A 17,614-nucleotide genomic window follows, 5' to 3' on the forward strand; every position below is an offset into this window, starting at 1 on the left:
CGGTCATCCCGACAGATTGAAGTTGCCGGACTGGCCGTAGACGGACAGCGAGATCATCAGGCACACGAACGCCGTGACGATCATCGACGACCGCACCGACCGGCCAACCGCTTCCCCCACGCCCGCCGGGCCACCTGTCGCGGTGAAGCCGTAATAGGTGTGCACCACCATCACGCCGGCGGCCATGGTCAGCGCCGCCAGGAACGACCAGAACAGGTCGGTGGGTCGCAAAAAGGTTGCGAAGTAATGCTCGTACACCCCGCGTGACTGGCCGTACACGTAGATCGTGAGGAACTTCGCCGCGATGAACGACATCAGCACGGCGACGGCGTACAGCGGTATGACGACCAGGATGCCGGCGATGATCCGGGTGGACGCCAGGTAGGTGACCGCCCGGATACCCATGACTTCCAGCGCGTCGATCTCCTCGTTGATGCGCATCGCACCCAGTTGCGCCGTCGCGCCCGCGCCGATCGTGGCGGCCAGCGCCAGACCGGCCGTGCAGGGCGCGATCATCCGGACGTTCAAAAACGCCGAGAGAAACCCGGTCAGCGCTTCGACGCCGATGTTGGACAGCGTGTCGTAACCCTGCACGGCGACGAGCGCGCCGGTGGTCAACGTGAGGAAACCGATGATGCCGACCGTGCCGCCGATGACGGCCAATGCGCCTGTGCCCATTCCCATCTCGGCGATCAACCGCAGTAGTTCTCCGGGGTAGCGCCGTATCGCATCGACGGTGGCGGTCAGGGATTGCCCGTAGAAGGCGGTCTGCTCGCCCAGCTTTCGGGTGGAACCCGTCAATCGGAGGCCAAGGGTGTCGAACCACGACGGTTCGCGCGCGGCATCGGTCATTTGGCCGTCACCTTCACACCGAGCGCGGTGGTCAGGATGTTGATGAAGAACAAAGCCATGAACGAGAACACCACGGTCTCGTTCACCGCGTTGCCCACGCCGGTCGGGCCACCGCCCACCGACAGGCCCTTGTAGCAGGCGATCAGCCCGGCGGACAGCCCGAACAGGGTCGCCTTGATCAGCGAGATCACCACCTGCGGCAGCCCGGTCACCAACGTCATTCCCGCGACGAATGCACCGGGCGTGACGTGCTGGACGAAGACTACAAAGATGTAGCTGCCGGTCAGCCCGGTCACCGCCACCACCGAGTACAGCAGGACCGCGACGAACGTCGCCGCGATAATGCGCGGAACCACCAGCGCCTGAATCGGATTGACGCCGATCACCTTCATGGCGTCGATTTCCTCACGGATGGTGCGTGCGCCCAGATCGGCGCACATCGCCGTCGACCCGGCGCCCGAGACGACCATTGCCGTGACAACAGGTCCGACCTGGGTTACCGAGGCCAGTCCGGCACCGGCGCCGGAAAGATCGCCCGCACCGATTTCGACCAGCAGGATGTTGAGGACGAACACGATGAGCACCGTGTACGGGATGGACAACATGATGGTCGGGAAGATGGAAACCCGGGCGACGAACCAAATCTGCTCAAGAACTTCACGCCACGCCCAGGGCCCCCGCACCGCGGCAACCAAGGCCTCGGCGCTGAGCAAGAAGAATTGGCCCAGCGCGTTCATGGGCTTCGCGAAAGTCGAGACGCTCACGCCGCTTGCCCGACCCAATGGCGGTGCTTGACTCAACTCGACCCCCATCCTCGTAACGACGCTTATACGTTCGTAATGTGCTGGCTTCAAAGCAAACAGCACTGTTTACCTGCGCCACTTGTCTGCTCGAGCGCATAGATGAGGGAATGTACGGGCAAAGCGATGCCCGGCGTCAGGTTTGCAATCAATAAGAAGAAATTGTGGGCAGCGGCCGCTAAGCCTGCGCCAACGCCCACGGAGATCCCGCATGTCAGCGAGACGGCCGGAAAACAGACCGATGCCCGGTCGGTGGCGCACGCAATCGACGGGCCCCTAAGGCGGGGAAGCCTGGGCATTTACCGGAAAGAACGTGCGACGCAGCACTTCTCAACGCGGCACGGCAAGCGCCGCTGACGCGGCTTTCCGTCCGCTCCGAAACCAGATGAGCACCCACGGCCACCGTCCCGTTCGGCTGTCGTCGCCGTACGCCACAGTTCGGGTAAGTCGAATTCCGGGCAATGGTTTCCTTCACCCTGACCGTAATCGCGCGACCCCGGATAGAAATCGCTGGTTCTGGATACACTCTGCCGGTGACCAAAAGCCCGTCGTCATATCTGGTGTTGGCGTCGCAGCGCAGCGGCAGCACGCTGCTGGTCGAGTCGCTGCGCGCCACCGGGGTGGCCGGCGAGCCGCAGGAGTTCTTCCAGTACCTCCCGTCCACCAGCCAGTCCCCCCAGCCGCGGGAGTGGTTCGCCGGCGTCGAGGACGAGTCGATCCTGAACCTGCTCGACCCGCTGGATGTCGGGACGCGGGACCTGGCGCCGCCCGAGATCTGGCGCGCCTACATCCGTACGGTCGGGCGGACACCGAACGGGGTGTGGGGCGGCAAGCTGATGTGGAATCAGACGCCGCTGCTGCTGGACCGCGCGAAGAACCTGCCGGATCGCAGCGGTGACGGCCTGCTGGCGGCGATCACCGACGTGGTGGGCGAGCAGCCGCTGCTGATCCACGTCTACCGGCCCGATGTGGTCTCGCAGGCGGTGTCGTTCTGGCGGGCGGTGCAGACGCGGGTCTGGCGGGGCAGGCCCGATCCGGCGCGCGACGCCCGCGCCACCTATCACGCGGGAGCGATCGCCCACGTCGTCACCATGCTGCGCGCGCAGGAAGAGGGCTGGCGGAACTGGTTCGCCGAAGAGGACATCAAGCCCATGGACATCTCGTATCCGGTGTTGTGGCGCAACCTGACTCAGGTGGTGGGCTCCATCCTGGAGGCGTTGGGGCTGGACCCGCAACTGGCGCCCGACCCGGTACTCGAGCGCCAGGCCGACCAGCGCTCCGACGAATGGGTGGACCGCTACCGTGCCGACGCCGAGAAGCACGGCCTGCCAACCTGATCGAACACCAGATCTAAATTCAGCCCGAGCCAATCACTTGGACGTCGCGCCCGCGGACGTCACGATTCGGAGTCGACGGGTGCGGCGCAGAGGCGCCGCCATTGGCGCTTGAGGAGCGGTCATCGTGGGTGAAGGCGTGCCAACTGACGGAAAGGATCCCGACGCTTCGCAGCGGCCGGATTGGGCGGCCCGGCTCGGCTCGGTCTCGGTGGACTGGTGGGCGACCGCGGTGGCGGGTGTGATCGTCGCGCTGGCCGTGGCCAACGCCCTCCCGAAGATCCCCTGGTGACCGGCGTGAGCACCGTCCAGGTGGAGCCCGGCGAAGCGTCGGAGGAAGCCACCTTCACCAGCACCCGCCCGCTCGAGTATGTGCCCGGCATCCTGCTGCTGATCGGCGTCGGGGTGTTGGGCAAGTACGCCCAGATTTGGTGGAACGCGCTGGCCAAGCACGAGCACTGGACCGTGCCCGACATCGAATACGTGTTGTGGGCGATCGTGATCGGGTTGCTCATCACCAACACCGTCGGCCTGCACCCGATATTCCGGCCCGGCGTGCTGACCTACGAATTCTGGCTGAAGGTCGGGATCGTAGCGCTCGGTTCGCGGTTCGTGCTGGGCGACATCGCCAAACTCGGCGGGATCAGCCTGGTGCAGATCCTGGTGGACATGACCATCGCGGGAACGATCATCATCGTCGTGGCCCGCGCGTTCGGGTTGTCTGGCAAGCTCGGCTCGCTGCTGGCGATAGGTACCTCCATCTGTGGGGTGTCGGCCATCGTGGCGGCCAAGGGAGCGATCCGGGCCCGCAACTCCGATGTCAGCTACGCGATCGCGGCGATCTTGGCACTCGGCGCGGTGTCACTGTTCGTGCTGCCGCCGCTGGGGCACGCGATCGGTCTCAGTGACCACGAATTCGGTTTGTGGGCGGGGCTTTCCGTGGACAACACGGCCGAAACGACCGCCACCGGGTATCTGTATTCAGATCATGCCGGCAAGATCGCGGTGCTGGTGAAGTCGACCCGCAACGCGCTGATCGGGTTCGTCGTGCTGGGCTTCGCGCTGTTTTGGGCGGGCCGGGGAGAAGCCGACGAGATCGCGCGCGGCGCCAAGGCCAAGGCCGCGTTCCTCTGGCACAAGTTCCCGAAGTTCGTGCTCGGCTTCCTGGTGGTCTCGGCGATCGCCACCGCGGGCTGGCTGACCAAAGGCCAGACCGCCAACCTCGCCAACGTCTCCAAATGGGCGTTCCTGCTGACCTTTGCCGGTGTCGGACTCAACACCGACATCCGTGCGATCGCGCGCACCGGGTGGCGGCCGCTGGTGGTCGCGGTCATCGGGCTCACCGTCGTCGCCACCGTTTCGTTAGGCATCGTGCTGCTGACGTCACGCGTATTCGGTTGGGGCGCAACAGGCTAAGGGTTTCGGCGCCCCAGCCGGGTTGCGCTATGCACCCGGCTGGGCGGACGCTCGGCACGCCGTCAGCCGACGTTGGTACCGCCCTCGGCGATCCGGCGCACCGCCTTCAGGAACACGTCGATTTCCTCAAAGGTGTTGTAGAAGGCGAACGACGGACGAACCGTGGCCTCCAGTCCCAACCGGCGCAGGGCGGGCTGCGCGCAGTGATGGCCCGCACGCACAGCGATGCCCTCGGCATTGAGCGCCTTGCCCACCTCGAGCGGCTCGTGGCCCGCCAGCACGAAGGACAGCACGCTGGCCTTCTCCTCGGCGGTTCCGACCAGGCGCACACCCGGAATATCTGCCAGCCGCGGCGTGGCGTACTCGAGCAGCGCGTGCTCGTAGGCGGCGATGCGCTCCACCCCCAGCCGTTGCACGTAGCGCAGCGCCTCGGTCAGCCCGACGGCGTCGGCGATGTTGCCGGTGCCCGCCTCGAACTTGGTCGGCGGTCCCTGGTACAGCGACCGTTCCAACGTCACATCGGCGATCATGTGACCGCCGCCCTGCCAGGGCGGCGTCTCGGTCAGCGCCTCCTCGGTGCCATAGAGCGCGCCAATCCCGGTGGGCCCGTAGATCTTGTGGCCGGAGAACACAAAGAAGTCCGCACCAAGCTCGGCGACGTCGATCGGGATGTGCTGAATCGACTGGGCGCCATCGATGAGCACCTTTGCGCCGTAGCGGTGACCCAGCTCGACGATCTTGTCCACCGGCACCACCGTGCCCAACGCGTTGGACACCTGGCTGGCCGCGACCAGCTTGGTCCGCGGTCCCAGCAGCTCCTCGAAGTCGCTGAGCAGCAGGTTACCCGCGTCATCGATCGGAGCGACTTTGAGGATCGCGCCGGTTTTCTGCGAAATCAGCTGCCAGGGAACGATGTTCGCGTGGTGCTCCAGGTGGGTGATGACGATCTCGTCACCGGGCTGCAGATGCTTGCCGCCCCACGCATGCGCCACCAGGTTGATCGCCTCGGTGGTGCCGCGCACGAACACGATGTTGTCCGAGCTCGGCGCGCCGATGAAGTCGGCCACTGTGTCGCGGGCCTCTTCGTAGGCATCGGTGGCGCGAGCCGCCAGCTCGTGGGCGGCGCGGTGGATGTTCGAGTTCTCGTGCGCGTAGAAATGCGCGAGCCGGTCGATGACCACCTGTGGCTTCTGCGTGGTCGCGGCGTTGTCGAACCAGATCAGCGGTTTTCCATTGACGACCTCCTTGAGAATCGGGAAGTCGGCCCGGACCGCATTGACGTCGAAAACCTCGTGGTCGTCCGGAAACTGTGGCGCCGGAGCGGCTTTGGTCAAGAAGTGGTAGTCCCGTTCGTCACCGTCCGGCGCATTCGACGCGGGCGCGTCGGACCAGCCCAGGTCGGCGACCGACGGCGCGTCGGGCAGCCACGACGGCTCCGAGCCGCGCGGACCGACCGGCACGGTCGGAGCCGTCCCGGCCAGCACCCCGGGCACCGTGGGCACGATGCCGCTGGGCACCGCGAACGCGCTTAGGCCGCCGCCCAACCACGGGGCCGTCGCGGCCGAGGCGTCCGGCACTCCCCCGCGCGGGGCCACCGGCACGGTCTGCGGCGGGGCCTCGGGCTCGGCGGACGTGGGAGCCGGGAGGTATATGTCGGAGACACCCAACCGGGGAATCGGCGACGCGAAAACGTCGGCCCCGCCGGCACCCGCCCGCCCGGCGGAGGTCGCCGCGGTGGCATCGGGCACGCTGCCGCGCGGGGCCACGGGCGCGGCTTGCGGCGGGGCTTCCGGTGCGCTGGACGTGGGGGCCGGAACGTAGACGTCGCGGCTGCCGACCAGCGGGACCGGGCCGGGGTAGACGTCGGCGGTGCCGCCGGCGCCCTGCCCGGCCGAGGTCGCCGCGGTCGCATCCGGCACCCCGCCGCGCGGGGCGAGCGGGGCCGACTGCGGCGGACTGTCGGGGCCCGGCCGGATGCTGGCCGCATAAAGCTGGCTGGCCAGCGCCGCGAGTTCCGCAGCGCTGATGGGCAGGTCGCTTTCGGCGTCTACCGCTCGGTACTCACTTGTACTCATGGAACTGGTCCACGGCGACGTCGTCGAGCACGGCGAGCGCATCGTCGGTCAGGACGGCCAAGGACGTGTACAGCGTGACCAGGTACGTCGCGATCGCCGACTGGTTGATGCCGGTGAAACGCACCGACAGACCCGGCGCCTGCTCCCCGACCAGACCGGGCTGGAACAGACCGACCACGCCCTGACGCTCCTCGCCCGTGCGCACCAGGATGAACTTGGTCTTGCCATCCTCCACCGGCACCTTGTCCGACGGGATCAGCGGAATGCCGCGCCACGTGATGAACTGCGCACCGAACAGGCTCACCACTGGAGGCGGCACGCCTCGGTAGGTGGCTTCCCGGCCGAACGCGGCGATACCCAGCGGGTGGGTGAGGAAGAAGCTGGGGGTCTTCCACACCTTGGTGATCAGGGCGTCGAGGTCGTCGGGCGCGGGGGCGCCGGCGAGCGTCTGGATGGTCTGCTCGGGCGTCGCCTGCGCCAGCAGCCCGTACTCGGGGCTGTTGATCAGCTCGAATTCCTGACGTTCCTTGATCGTCTCGATGGTCAGCCGCAGCTGCTGGGCGATCTGGTCGTGCGGGCTCGAGTACAGGTCGGACACCCGGGTGTGGATGTCCACCAGGGTGGAGATGCTTCGGAGCGTGTATTCGCGCGGGCTGGTCTCGTAGTCGACGTAGGTCTCCGGCAGCGGTTCGTCGGTGCCGGCGCCCGCTTCGACCTTGATTGCGACCTGCTCGGGGTTGACCACCCGGTTGACCCGGTAGATACCGGCTTCCACCGGGACCCAGCCCAGCAGATGCAGCAGCCAGCGCGGCGTGATCGTGGAGAGCTGGGGGACGGTCTTGGTCGCGTTGGCAAGTTGCCTGGCAGCGAGGTCGCCAAGTGTCTGAGACTCGTTTTGAGCCGACGTCATCGAAGTCCTTTCATACGTGAACTGCGGCCGGGGTCGGGCGGATCTATCGTCCCCCACCAGAAGCGGGTCCGCGCGCCGAGCCTAGGCAACAGTAGGACGTGGCCAGAAGGTTTACAGCCGGGCTGAGCGAAACGAGCGAAAAGCGCCGATGCCCTATAGTGGGGACATGCAACACCCCGTACAGCTGCGCTCTGTCCCGTCGCGCTGCGTCGACTGTTGTTGCTGTTGTTGTTGTTGATTTCCGCTAGCCCTCTGACGCTGTAGAAATCCCCGCGCTAGCCCATTTCCGGGCGGTATCGCCGGGTCATTGCCCGGCGGCGTGCAGACGCGGGCCCGTGGCAAGCCTTGCAGGAAGACAACGACCCATGACGATTCTGTCCGAGCCCAGCCGTGCGCTGGCACCGGTGGCAACCCGCCGGCGTTCCGTGGTCCGACCGGCCACCGCGCTCAACCGCATGACCCGATACCGGGGTGGGACGTATTCCCACACCGTCGACCGGGTTGTGTTCACCGATGGCAGCTGGGCGCGCACCGACCTGATCAGGCTCAACCCGAACGTGCGCGCCTACTCGCTGGATATCACCGGCATCGCACCGCAACACCCGTCGCGCTACCGCGTCGACACCTGGTCCGCGCTGCCGCATCTGCGCACGTCTGGCCACGAAGCCAAGGTCGACTGGATCCTGCGGCATTCTTTTCCTATCCGCTCCACCGCCGAACTGAGCCGGCAGGTGCGCGAGGCCGGTTATCCGCTGGGACCGGCCAACATCAACGAACACGAGGCGATCGCGGCCACGCAGGCCGCGATCTGGTTCTTCACCAATGGCATGGCGTTGGACACCCGGCCGCTCAACGTGCCCGTTGCGGTAGACCGGTCCGCCGGACCGGTGATCACGTTCGAGTTCGACGGTGCACCACAGCTCGGCGGCTATTCGGTCTGGACCGCCTCGAACGGACAAGCCACTGTGGGGTTGCAGAAGTCAGCCAATCGCGTTGACTGGCATGATGTTTCCGGCTCGCAGCTGAACGTGGGCCCCGGCGAGGGCCGTTATCAGCGCACGCTGGGCGAGGGCAGCACGCTGTCGTCAAGCAGTCACGGCCGCGGCGGGCGCGGGTACCGTTACTATCGGTTGGTCGCGCGATCCGAGACGGGCACTGCGACGATCGGGCACGTCAGCTTTCGGCTCACGGGTGCGCGCCACTACCGCAACGCCGACAAGGTCGTGCATCTGTACAACTACCTGCTCGCCCAGGCGCGAAAGGCCGCTTACGAGACCGAGGAAGCCCTGCTGGTCGATCACCACGCCGCCGCGGACTCGGGGCTCATCGGCCCGTTTCAGGTGCGAATCCCGCTGATACTCAGCGCGAACGACGGTCACGAACTCGTCGACGCGGACGGCTTCGCCGTCGGCGGCGCGATCGAACCCGGCGCGGATTTCTACGTGCGTCAGGCGTCCGGAAGTTCGGGAATAACGCTGACCGCGAAAACCGTTGGCGATCTGCATGGACGCGTGCTCACCGGGGTCGCGCTGGATGAAGCGTCGCAACGCTTTACCCCCGTAGCGCTAGCCATCCCCACCGAGATGAACATAGAGTTCGATATTAGCTGGCAGGCACAGGCCTGGTCCTACGTCGTTGGAGACAATAGGTAGATGAGCATCGCGGAGAACGTCACGGAATTGATCGGTAACACCCCGCTGGTCCGGCTGAACCGGGTCACCGAAGGTGCGGTCGCCGACGTCGTCGCCAAGCTGGAATTCTTCAACCCGGGCAACAGTGTCAAGGACCGTATCGGGGTCGCGATGATCGACGCGGCCGAGCAGGCGGGCCTGATCAAACCGGACACCATCATCCTCGAGCCCACCAGCGGCAACACCGGCATCGCCCTGGCGCTGGTGGCGGCGGCCCGCGGCTACCGTTGCGTGCTGACCATGCCGGAGACCATGAGCATCGAGCGGCGAATGTTGTTGCGCGCGTTGGGCGCCGAGATCGTTCTGACGCCCGGTCCGGACGGCATGCCGGGCGCAATCGCCAAGGCCGAGGAACTGGCCAAGAGCGACCAACGGTATTTCGTGCCACAGCAATTCGAGAACAAGGCCAACCCCGCGATCCACCGCGCCACCACCGCCGAAGAAGTGTGGCGCGACACCGACGGCAAGGTCGACATCTTCGTCGCCGGCGTGGGCACCGGCGGCACCATCACCGGCGTCGCTCAGGTGATCAAGGAGCGCAAGCCGTCGGCACAATTCATCGCCGTCGAGCCGGCCGCGTCGCCGGTGCTGTCCGGCGGACAGAAGGGACCGCACCCCATCCAGGGCCTCGGCGCCGGGTTCGTCCCGCCGGTGCTCGCGATGGACCTGGTCGACGAGGTGATCGCGGTCGGTAATGAGGAATCCATCACCCTGGCGCGGCGGCTGGCCGCCGAAGAGGGACTGCTGGTCGGCATCTCCTCGGGGGCGGCGGTGGTCGCCGCCCTGCAGGTGGCCCGCCGGCCCGAGAACGCCGGAAAACTCGTCGTCGTGGTGCTGCCCGACTTCGGCGAGCGGTACCTCAGCACGCCGTTGTTCGCCGATCTGGCCGATTAACCATGCTCGAAACCATCCGACGCGACATCCGAGCGGCCAGGGAGCGCGATCCGGCCGTTCCCACCACTTTGCAGGTGATCTTCGCCTACCCGGGCGTGCATGCCATCTGGGGTCACCGCATCAACCACTGGCTGTGGCAGCGCGGCGCCAGGCTGGTCGCGCGTATCACCGCCGAAATCACCCGGATGCTGACCGGCGTCGAGATCCATCCCGGTGCCGTGCTCGGCCCCGGTCTGTTCATCGACCACGCGACTGGTGTGGTGATCGGGGAGACCGCCGAGGTGGGTGAGGACGTGACCCTTTATCACGGCGTCACCCTCGGCGGCAGCGGCAGGGACACCGGAAAACGCCATCCCACCATCGGTGATCGGGTGACGATCGGCGCCGGGGCGAAGATTCTGGGCGCGATCAAGATCGGTGACGACAGCCGCATCGGCGCGAATGCCGTTGTGGTCAAAGAGGTTCCGTCGTGCTCGGTGGTCGTCGGGGTGCCCGGGCAGGTCATCAGCCGCAGCCGGCCCGGCAGCCCGGACGACTCGATGATGCCCGACCTCGTCGGCGTCAGCCTGCAATCGCTGCTGACCCGGGTGACCCGACTCGAAGCCCGCGCGGACGGCGCCCAGAGCAATCACGTCATCAGGCCTCCCGAGGCCGGAGTCTGGCACGGCGAGGACTTCTCCATCTGAGCGGTGAAAGGCCGTGGAGCCCAGCTCAACACGCCTGATCGCCGGTATCGGCCACGCTGCACAGAATCCCCACCGGCGCCTCGCACGGGGGTGAGCTCGGCGAAGTATTACTCACGCTGAACTTAACCCGGTGACGGAATGCATCGCCATCCGCAGCGTTGCACAGTGGGTTATGACCACAACCCGCGACCGCGACAATTTCGGGGAACGATCATGACCGAGCTGCATCTGGCGGTGGGTCTGGACGGCTACGGTTGGCACCCGCACGCCTGGCGATACGCGTTCGCGCGCAACGCGACCGGTGGCGGGCAGCTCAGCGGTCGCTACTGGGCGACGCTGGCGGGCATCGCCGAGCGCGGGCTGCTGGATTTCCTGACCGTCGACGACAGCCTGGACGTGCAGCCGGGCCGCCGGGCCGAAATCTCCCCCCGGCGCCTGGCCGGGCGTGCCGACGCCACGCTGGTGGCCGCCCGGATCGCACCGGTCACCAAGCACATCGGCCTGATTCCCGTTGCCACCGTCACCCACACCGAGCCGTTCCACATCTCGAAAGCTATTGCGACGCTTGACCATATCTCGCACGGCCGGGCCGGCTGGCAGGTGCGGGTGAGCCCGACCGCGCACGAAGCGGCGCTGTTCGGCCGGCGGCCCGCCCCCGGTGCCGACGAACTGTTCGACGAAGCCGCCGACGCGGTGGAGGTGGTGCGCCGGCTGTGGGACAGCTGGGAGGACGACGCCGTCATCCGCGACGTTGCGACCGGTCGCTACATCGACCGCGACAAGCTGCACTACATCGACTTCGCCGGCGAGCACTTCTCGGTCAAGGGACCCTCGATCACCCCGCGGCCACCGCAGGGCCAGCCGGTGGTGGCGGCGCTGGCCCACGGCAACTACGAATTCGCCGCGACCAACGCCGACCTGGTGTTCGTCACCGCGCACGACGAGGGCTCGCTGCGTGCGATCCTGGCCGATGTCGGCCACGCCCGTCGCGCGGCGGGCCGCGAGATCGGAGTCTATGCGGACCTGGTGGTGTCGCTGGCCGACGATCCGCTCGCACCGGCGGCGGCCATCGCCTCCGATGCGCACGTATTCACCGGCACCGCAGACGATCTGGCAGATCTGCTGCTCGGCTGGCAGGACGCCGGAGTCGACGGCGTGCGGCTGCGGCCCGCGATCAACGCCGTCGACCTGCCCGCCATCGTCGACGAGCTGGTGCCGCGACTGCAGCGCGCCGGGCGATTCCGTACCGGCTACCGCGACGGCGAGACGCTGCGCGAACGCCTCGGCCTGGCGCCCGCACCGAATCGGTACGCGGCGGTGCCGTCATGACCGTCACTCCCCTGTCGATCCTCGACCTCGCGCCCATCAGCGCGGGCAGCGACGCCGCGACGGCACTGCGCAACACGATCGACCTGGCCCAGCATGCCGAGCGCTGGGGCTACCGGCGCTACTGGCTCGCCGAACACCACTTCGTCGCGGTGGCCAGCTCGTCACCGGTGACGCTGATCGGCCAAATCGCCGCGGCCACAGAGCGAATCCACGTCGGGTCGGCCGCGGTGCAGATCGGCCACACGACGGCGCTCGCCGTGGTGGAAAGCTTCGGCATCCTCGACGCGCTCTACCCGGGCCGCATCGACATGGGGCTGGGCCGGTCCGGGCAGCGGCGTCGAGAGGCGGCCGCGTCGCCTCCGGCCGCCGCACCCGAACGCGCGCCCACACCGTGGCGTGAGGTGGCCGGCGTCGTCGTCCCCGCGCCCTTCGACCAGACGCCGCTGATGAAAAGCGACAGGATCCGGGCTCAGGCGTCGGCGCTCGCCCAACCGTGTGCGCAAGCCCCAGACTTCGCCGAGCAGCTGGCCGACATCGAGGCGATGCTGGACGGCACCTACACCGTCAACGGCCATGAGCTGCACGCCGTTCCGGGCGAGCACGCCCAGTTGACACCGTGGGTCTTCGGCAGCACCAGGGGACAAAGCGCCGAGGTGGCCGGCGCGCGCGGGCTGCCGTTCGTCGCCAGCTACCACATCACGCCGGGCACGGCGCTCGACGCGATCGCCGCCTACCGCAACGCGTTTCGGCCGTCGGCCCGGCTCTCCGAGCCGTACGTGGTGGTGTCGGCCGACGTCGTGGTGGCCGAGGACAGCGCGACCGCGCGCCACCTCGCGACCGGTTACGGCCGCTGGGTGCACTCCATCCGCAGCGGCCACGGCGCGGTCCCCTACCCGGACCCCGACTTCTGCGAGCCGTTGACCGACGAGGAGCAGGCGCTGGTGGCCGACCGCACCGCAACGCAATTCGTCGGAAATCCGGACGAGGTGGCCGACCGGCTCGAGCTGCTGCGCCGGGCCACCGATGCCGACGAACTGGTAATCACCTCCGTGACGCACCGGCACGCCGACCGGCTGCGCTCACATGAACTGATCGCCAAGCGATGGGGGCTGACCGGATGAGCGTTCGAGAAGCGGCCCGCCGCAAGCAGATACATCTGGGCGCCCACTTCCCCGGGGTGAACAACACCACGGTGTGGTCGGATCCCAGCGCGGGCAGCCAGATCGCATTCGAATCGTTTGTGCACCTTGCCAAGACGGCCGAGCGGGGGTTGTTCGACTTCTTCTTTCTGGCCGAGGGGCTGCGGCTGCGTGAGCACCGCGGCAAGATCCACGACCTCGACGTCGTCGGCAGGCCCGACACCTTCACCGTGCTGGCCGCGCTCGCCGCGGTCACCGACCGGCTCGGCCTGGCCGGCACCATCAACACCACGTTTAACGAACCCTACGAGGTGGCAAGGCAATTCGCGACGCTGGACCACCTGTCCGACGGGCGCGCGGCCTGGAACATGGTCACCTCCTCGGACGCGTTCACGGGCGAGAACTTCCGCCGCGGCGGCTTTCTCGCGCACGCCGACCGTTATCACCGCGCCGAGGAGTTCATCACGGTGGCGCGGAAGTTCTGGGACAGCTGGGAGGCCGACGCCGTGGTGGCCGACGTCGACGCCGGAATCTATGCCGATCCGGCCCGCATCGGCGTCGTCGAGCACCGCGGCCCACAATTCGGCGTCCGCGGCGTCGCCTCGCTGCCCGCGGGGCCGCAGGGCCACCCGGTGCTGCTGCAGGCCGGCGACTCCGACGACGGCCGCGACTTCGGCGCCCGGCACGCCGATGCGCTGTTCACGCTGCACGGGTCGCTCGAGGCGGGCCAGCGCTACTACGCCGACGTGAAGGGCCGCGCCGCCGCCTACGGGCGGGACCCCGGCCAGCTCAAGGTGCTGCCCGGCGCGACGTTCGCGCTGGGTGACACCCCCGCCGAGGCGCAGGACAACGCCCGCCACATCCGCGAGCAGCAGGTCAGCGGCCCGACCGCGATCGCTTTCCTCGAACAGGTGTGGGGCCTGGACCTCTCGGCCTACGACCCCGACGGGCCGCTGCCCGACGTCGACCCCGTCGAGAACCCGGACATCACGCGCGGGCGGGTCCGGCACGGCGACCCCAAGACGGTCGCCGCAACCTGGCGGGCCCGAGCGGAGACCGAAAGCCTGTCGATCCGGGAGCTGATCATCGAGGTGACCAGCCGCCAGCAGTTCGTCGGGACTCCGCAGCAGGTCGCCGAGGAGATCGACCGCTACGTGCAGGCGGATGCCTGCGACGGCTTCATCCTGGTGCCGCACCTGACGCCGCACGGCCTCGACGAGTTCGTCGACAAGGTGGTGCCGCTGCTGCAGGAGCGCGGTAGCTTCCGCACCGAATACCGCGGACACACCCTGCGCGAGCATCTGGGTCTGTCACCCACGCCGGGGTGGACGGCAAATTCGGCCGGCATCGCGATTGGTCAATGAGAGCCGGCAGAGCGGCACAGTGGACGTTGCTCCCCCGCCTGGACTCGAACCAGGAACCCTTCGGTTAACAGCCGAATGCTCTGCCAATTGAGCTACAGGGGACTAACCCGATCGCGGGACGACTCTAGCGTACTGGCACGACCGCACCCAACTGCGGACCAGTGGCGATCGCAAGCGCGGCGTAGCCGAGCGCGCGTGCACCCCGGGCGGTGAGGCAGGATGGAGCCATCGATAGTCGGGAGGAACGTTTTGATCCGGTATGTCGTGGTGCTGGGACTGGGTTACGTGCTGGGCTCGAAGGCCGGGCGTCGCCGATACGAGCAGCTCGTCGGCACGTATCGCGCGCTGACCAGCAGTCCGGTGGCCAAGTCGATGATCGAGGGGGGACGCCGCAAGGTCGCCAATCGGATCTCCCCCGACGCCGGTTTCGTCACGCTGACGGAGATCGACGACCGCACGGCCATCATGGAGCGCGACGTCGAAGGTTCGGCCGACGACGCGCTCGCGCCGTCTAATCGTCGCCGCTAGCCTGCTCCAACAGGCTGCGCCGGTAGGACTCCATCGCCACCAGGTCGCCGAATAGGGCGTGATACTCGTCGCCCTGCTCGATCGGCGACATGCGCTGCAGCTTCGACTTCACCTCGGCGATCTGCCGGCCCATCCACACCTCTTGCAGCCGGGCCAGGACGCCGCCGATGTAGCGCGGCAGCTTCTCCTCGTCGACCTGGATGGCCTCCACACCCAGCTCGCTGGCCAGCCCGGCCGTCAGGGGCGAGGAGGCCTGGTCACGCACCGCCTCGATCCACTGCGCGCCGCTGATCCCGCTCGATGTCCCCCCGGCGGTCTCGATCGCCGCGCGGATGGCCGCGTACCCGGGATGGGTGAAGCTCTCGACGGTCAGGGTGTCGAACACCGGGCCCGCGAACGCCGGGTACTGCAGGGCCGCCTTGAGCGCCTCCCGCTGTGGCCACAGGGTGGGGTCACGCGGGTCCGGACGGCCGGCGGTGGCCTGGGTAGCGGCGGGCGCCGACTCGGCCGCGCGGCGGGCAGCCTTGGGCGGGGAACCGCCGCGGGCCTGGGTGTGGGAGCTCTTGGCCTGGCTGCGCACCCGGTCGATCACCTGGGCGACGTCGTCCCAGCCGACCCACCCGGCCAGCTGCCGGGCGTACTCGTCGCGCAGCGTCGGGTCCTTGATCTGGCTCACCATCGGCACGCAGCGGCGCAGCGCGGCGACGCGGCCCTCGGCGCTGTCCAGGTCCATCTCCGCGAGCGCCGAACGGATCGCGAATTCGAACAGCGGGGTTCGCCGCGCCACCAAGTCGCGCAGCGCCCCGTCGCCGGACTTCAGCCGTAGATCGCACGGGTCCATGCCGTCCGGCGCGACGGCCACGAACGACTGCCCCGCCAGGTTCTGCTCGCCGCCGAAGGCCTTGAGGGCGGCGGCCCGCCCGGCCGCGTCACCGTCGAAAACGTAGATCAGTTCGCCGCGAAAGAAGCTGTCGTCCATCATCAGTCGGCGCAGCATCGACAGGTGCTCGTCGCCGAACGCGGTGCCGCACGAGGCGACGGCGGTGGTGACCCCGCTCAGGTGCATCGCCATCACGTCGGTGTAGCCCTCGACGACGACCGCCTGATGCCCCTTGGCGATGTCGCGTTTGGCCAAGTCGATGCCGAACATCACGTTGGACTTCTTGTACAGCAGCGTCTCGGGGGTGTTGATGTACTTGGCTTCCATCGGATCGTCATCGAACAGCCGCCGGGCGCCGAAACCGATCACCTCGCCGGCCGAACTCCGGATGGGCCAGAGCAATCGGCGATGGAACCGGTCCATCGGTCCGCGCCGCCCCTGCCGCGACAGGCCGGCCGCCTCCAGCTCCTTGAACTCAAAACCCTTGCGCACCAAGTGCTTGGTCAACGAATCCCAGCCCGAGGGCGCGAAGCCACAACCGAAACGACGGGCCGCCTCGGCGTCGAAGTTCCGCTCGGTCAGGTACTGGCGGGCCGGTGCGGCCTCGGCGGATTCCAACGCCGCCGCGTAGAACTCCGCCGCGGCGGCGTTGGCCGCGACGAGCCGGCTGCGGCTCCCGCGGTCGCGCTGCACGCTGGTCGCCGGGCCGGAGTAGTTGATGGTGTGCCCGATCCGGTCGGCGAGCAGTTCGACCGCCTCGACGAAGCTGACGTGTTCGATCTTCTGGATGAAGGCGTACACGTCGCCGCCCTCACCACAGCCGAAGCAGTGGAAGTGGCCGTGATTGGGGCGGACGTGAAACGACGGCGACTTCTCGTCGTGGAACGGACACAGGCCCTTGAGCGAATCGGCGCCGGCACGCCGCAATTGGACGTAATCGCCGATGACTTCGTCGATGCGCACCCGCTCGCGGATGGCCGCGATGTCGCGGTCGGGAATCCGGCCGCGCCCCCGGGCACGGCCGTCGCCCTCCGCGCGTGAACCTGCCGGGCTGGACATCGGCTCAGTCTAAGGCGCGACGGCGAAAGCTAGCCGGTACCGATGACGCCGCAGGCGACCCGGTCCATCGCGTTCTCGGTGTCCTGGGCGCCGTGCAGCATCAGCGCGGTCTTGTTGCCCGCCAGCAGCTCGTCGCGGTTGAACGAATCGGTCGTGGTGACCAGGTACGCCGAGCCGTCCTGACGGACCTCAAGCGACGTCAGGTCGCCGCTTTCCGGCTTACCGGTGTGGCCGGGCGCCTGGTAGTGGCCGCCGGCGGACAGGAAGTTGCCCGGTGCGCCGCCGGTGGGAGCCACCGAGTTCGGCTCGCACTTGCCGATCTCGTGCACGTGCAGGCCGTGGATGCCGGGCGTGAGGATGCCGGGCGCCGTCGTCTTCACGGTGACGGTCACGTAGCCGCCGGTGAAGTCGAAGGTCGCGGTGGCCGCGGAGCGACCATCGGGTGTCTTCAGTTCCGCGCTGAGCGAGCCGCCCGCCGGTGCCGGGGTGGTGGTCTCGCCGGACGACGTCGGAGCGGCACTCTTCACCGGCGGGGTGGTGCCCGGCTGGGTGCTCGCATGCTGCGGTGAACTGCAGGCAGTCATGGCGACGACGGGCAGTCCCATCAAGAAGGAGGCCACAAAGGGCGAGCCGCTGAATTTCTTCATGTCGGGCAGC

16 protein-coding genes and 1 tRNA gene are annotated in these 17,614 nt (G+C 67.9%); 10 read left to right on the forward strand and 7 right to left on the reverse strand.

Annotation, left to right across the window (positions count from 1 at the left end):
- Positions 1-3 precede the first annotated feature (3 nt).
- Together B9D87_RS09345 and B9D87_RS09350 are read right to left on the reverse strand one after the other, a co-directional pair.
- Entirely contained in the window at positions 4-852 is an 849-nt protein-coding gene (locus tag B9D87_RS09345) for an ABC transporter permease (protein ID WP_007770322.1), read from the reverse strand.
- Positions 849-1,589 (reverse strand): MlaE family ABC transporter permease, encoded by a 741-nt coding sequence (locus tag B9D87_RS09350; RefSeq protein WP_068272349.1) that lies wholly within the window; start codon positions 1,587-1,589, stop codon positions 849-851. The genes B9D87_RS09345 and B9D87_RS09350 overlap by 4 nt, the downstream gene beginning before the upstream one ends.
- Positions 1,590-2,185: 596 nt before the next feature.
- Between B9D87_RS09350 and stf0 the strand changes: the two genes are divergently transcribed.
- The 3 genes from stf0 (at position 2,186) to B9D87_RS09360 (ending at position 4,402) form a co-directional block, all read left to right on the forward strand.
- Entirely contained in the window at positions 2,186-2,989 is an 804-nt protein-coding gene (gene stf0 / locus B9D87_RS09355; protein ID WP_007770319.1) for a trehalose 2-sulfotransferase, read from the forward strand.
- 136 nt (positions 2,990-3,125) lie between these two features.
- Positions 3,126-3,278 (forward strand): hypothetical protein, encoded by a 153-nt coding sequence (locus B9D87_RS27005; protein ID WP_167540306.1) that lies wholly within the window; start codon positions 3,126-3,128, stop codon positions 3,276-3,278.
- Positions 3,272-4,402, forward strand: coding sequence for a YeiH family protein (locus B9D87_RS09360; protein ID WP_040630128.1), 1,131 nt, complete (start codon positions 3,272-3,274; stop codon positions 4,400-4,402). Before B9D87_RS27005 ends, B9D87_RS09360 begins: the two co-directional genes overlap by 7 nt.
- 62 nt (positions 4,403-4,464) lie before the next feature.
- Here B9D87_RS09360 and B9D87_RS09365 read toward each other — a convergent pair whose 3' ends face one another.
- Both B9D87_RS09365 and B9D87_RS09370 read right to left on the reverse strand, forming a co-directional pair.
- Positions 4,465-6,477: a family 2A encapsulin nanocompartment cargo protein cysteine desulfurase gene (locus B9D87_RS09365; protein ID WP_007770314.1), complete on the reverse strand. Its 2,013-nt coding sequence runs from the start codon at positions 6,475-6,477 to the stop codon at positions 4,465-4,467.
- Entirely contained in the window at positions 6,464-7,387 is a 924-nt protein-coding gene (locus B9D87_RS09370) for a family 2A encapsulin nanocompartment shell protein (RefSeq protein WP_007770313.1), read from the reverse strand. The genes B9D87_RS09365 and B9D87_RS09370 overlap by 14 nt, the downstream gene beginning before the upstream one ends.
- Positions 7,388-7,752: 365 nt before the next feature.
- Here B9D87_RS09370 and B9D87_RS09375 point away from each other — a divergent pair, with 365 nt between their 5' ends.
- The 6 genes from B9D87_RS09375 to B9D87_RS09400 all read left to right on the forward strand — a co-directional run bounded on the left by B9D87_RS09375 (position 7,753) and on the right by B9D87_RS09400 (position 14,490).
- Positions 7,753-9,039 carry a thioester domain-containing protein gene (locus B9D87_RS09375; protein WP_007770312.1) on the forward strand — a complete coding sequence of 429 codons (1,287 nt, stop codon included), beginning with the start codon at positions 7,753-7,755 and terminating at the stop codon, positions 9,037-9,039.
- Complete coding sequence (gene cysK, locus B9D87_RS09380; protein WP_007770311.1) at positions 9,040-9,972, forward strand: cysteine synthase A; 933 nt, start codon at positions 9,040-9,042, stop codon at positions 9,970-9,972.
- A gap of 2 nt (positions 9,973-9,974) precedes the next feature.
- A complete protein-coding gene (cysE, locus tag B9D87_RS09385) occupies positions 9,975-10,658 on the forward strand; it encodes a serine O-acetyltransferase (RefSeq protein WP_007770309.1) in 684 nt (227 codons plus the stop codon).
- Positions 10,659-10,871: 213 nt separating this feature from the next.
- Positions 10,872-11,987 carry an LLM class flavin-dependent oxidoreductase gene (locus B9D87_RS09390; protein WP_007770306.1) on the forward strand — a complete coding sequence of 372 codons (1,116 nt, stop codon included), beginning with the start codon at positions 10,872-10,874 and terminating at the stop codon, positions 11,985-11,987.
- The gene (locus tag B9D87_RS09395; protein WP_007770304.1) at positions 11,984-13,108 is read left to right on the forward strand and encodes an LLM class flavin-dependent oxidoreductase; all 1,125 of its coding nucleotides are present in this window, start codon (positions 11,984-11,986) and stop codon (positions 13,106-13,108) included. The genes B9D87_RS09390 and B9D87_RS09395 overlap by 4 nt, the downstream gene beginning before the upstream one ends.
- Positions 13,105-14,490: an NtaA/DmoA family FMN-dependent monooxygenase gene (locus B9D87_RS09400; protein ID WP_040629732.1), complete on the forward strand. Its 1,386-nt coding sequence runs from the start codon at positions 13,105-13,107 to the stop codon at positions 14,488-14,490. Before B9D87_RS09395 ends, B9D87_RS09400 begins: the two co-directional genes overlap by 4 nt.
- A gap of 29 nt (positions 14,491-14,519) precedes the next feature.
- Here the strand turns inward: B9D87_RS09400 and B9D87_RS09405 are convergent.
- Positions 14,520-14,592: transfer RNA gene (locus B9D87_RS09405), tRNA-Asn, on the reverse strand.
- A 147-nt stretch (positions 14,593-14,739) separates the two neighbouring features.
- Between B9D87_RS09405 and B9D87_RS09410 the strand changes: the two genes are divergently transcribed.
- On the forward strand, positions 14,740-15,018 hold the full coding sequence (locus tag B9D87_RS09410; protein ID WP_007770301.1) for a hypothetical protein: 279 nt from the start codon (positions 14,740-14,742) through the stop codon (positions 15,016-15,018).
- On the opposite strand, the gene dnaG is transcribed toward B9D87_RS09410, so the two are convergent.
- Positions 15,002-16,957 carry a DNA primase gene (gene dnaG / locus B9D87_RS09415; protein ID WP_007770300.1) on the reverse strand — a complete coding sequence of 652 codons (1,956 nt, stop codon included), beginning with the start codon at positions 16,955-16,957 and terminating at the stop codon, positions 15,002-15,004. The genes B9D87_RS09410 and dnaG overlap by 17 nt on opposite strands.
- Before the next feature lie 29 nt (positions 16,958-16,986).
- The gene (sodC, locus tag B9D87_RS09420) at positions 16,987-17,604 is read right to left on the reverse strand and encodes a superoxide dismutase[Cu-Zn] (RefSeq protein ID WP_007770299.1); all 618 of its coding nucleotides are present in this window, start codon (positions 17,602-17,604) and stop codon (positions 16,987-16,989) included.
- Positions 17,605-17,614 lie beyond the last annotated feature (10 nt).

This window comes from Mycobacterium colombiense CECT 3035 (assembly GCF_002105755.1).
Lineage (GTDB): Bacteria > Actinomycetota > Actinomycetes > Mycobacteriales > Mycobacteriaceae > Mycobacterium > Mycobacterium colombiense.

Excerpts from the sequence above, each read along its gene's own strand:
- B9D87_RS09345 (WP_007770322.1), bottom strand. The coding sequence starts at position 852 with ATGACCGATGCCGCGCGCGAACCGTCGTGGTTCGACACCCTTGGCCTC.
- B9D87_RS09350 (WP_068272349.1), bottom strand. The coding sequence starts at position 1,589 with ATGAACGCGCTGGGCCAATTCTTCTTGCTCAGCGCCGAGGCCTTGGTT.
- B9D87_RS09365 (WP_007770314.1), bottom strand. The coding sequence starts at position 6,477 with ATGAGTACAAGTGAGTACCGAGCGGTAGACGCCGAAAGCGACCTGCCC.
- B9D87_RS09370 (WP_007770313.1), bottom strand. The coding sequence starts at position 7,387 with ATGACGTCGGCTCAAAACGAGTCTCAGACACTTGGCGACCTCGCTGCC.
- B9D87_RS09375 (WP_007770312.1), top strand. The coding sequence starts at position 7,753 with ATGACGATTCTGTCCGAGCCCAGCCGTGCGCTGGCACCGGTGGCAACC.
- cysK (WP_007770311.1), top strand. The coding sequence starts at position 9,040 with ATGAGCATCGCGGAGAACGTCACGGAATTGATCGGTAACACCCCGCTG.
- cysE (WP_007770309.1), top strand. The coding sequence starts at position 9,975 with ATGCTCGAAACCATCCGACGCGACATCCGAGCGGCCAGGGAGCGCGAT.
- B9D87_RS09390 (WP_007770306.1), top strand. The coding sequence starts at position 10,872 with ATGACCGAGCTGCATCTGGCGGTGGGTCTGGACGGCTACGGTTGGCAC.
- B9D87_RS09395 (WP_007770304.1), top strand. The coding sequence starts at position 11,984 with ATGACCGTCACTCCCCTGTCGATCCTCGACCTCGCGCCCATCAGCGCG.
- B9D87_RS09400 (WP_040629732.1), top strand. The coding sequence starts at position 13,105 with ATGAGCGTTCGAGAAGCGGCCCGCCGCAAGCAGATACATCTGGGCGCC.
- dnaG (WP_007770300.1), bottom strand. The coding sequence starts at position 16,957 with ATGTCCAGCCCGGCAGGTTCACGCGCGGAGGGCGACGGCCGTGCCCGG.
- sodC (WP_007770299.1), bottom strand. The coding sequence starts at position 17,604 with ATGAAGAAATTCAGCGGCTCGCCCTTTGTGGCCTCCTTCTTGATGGGA.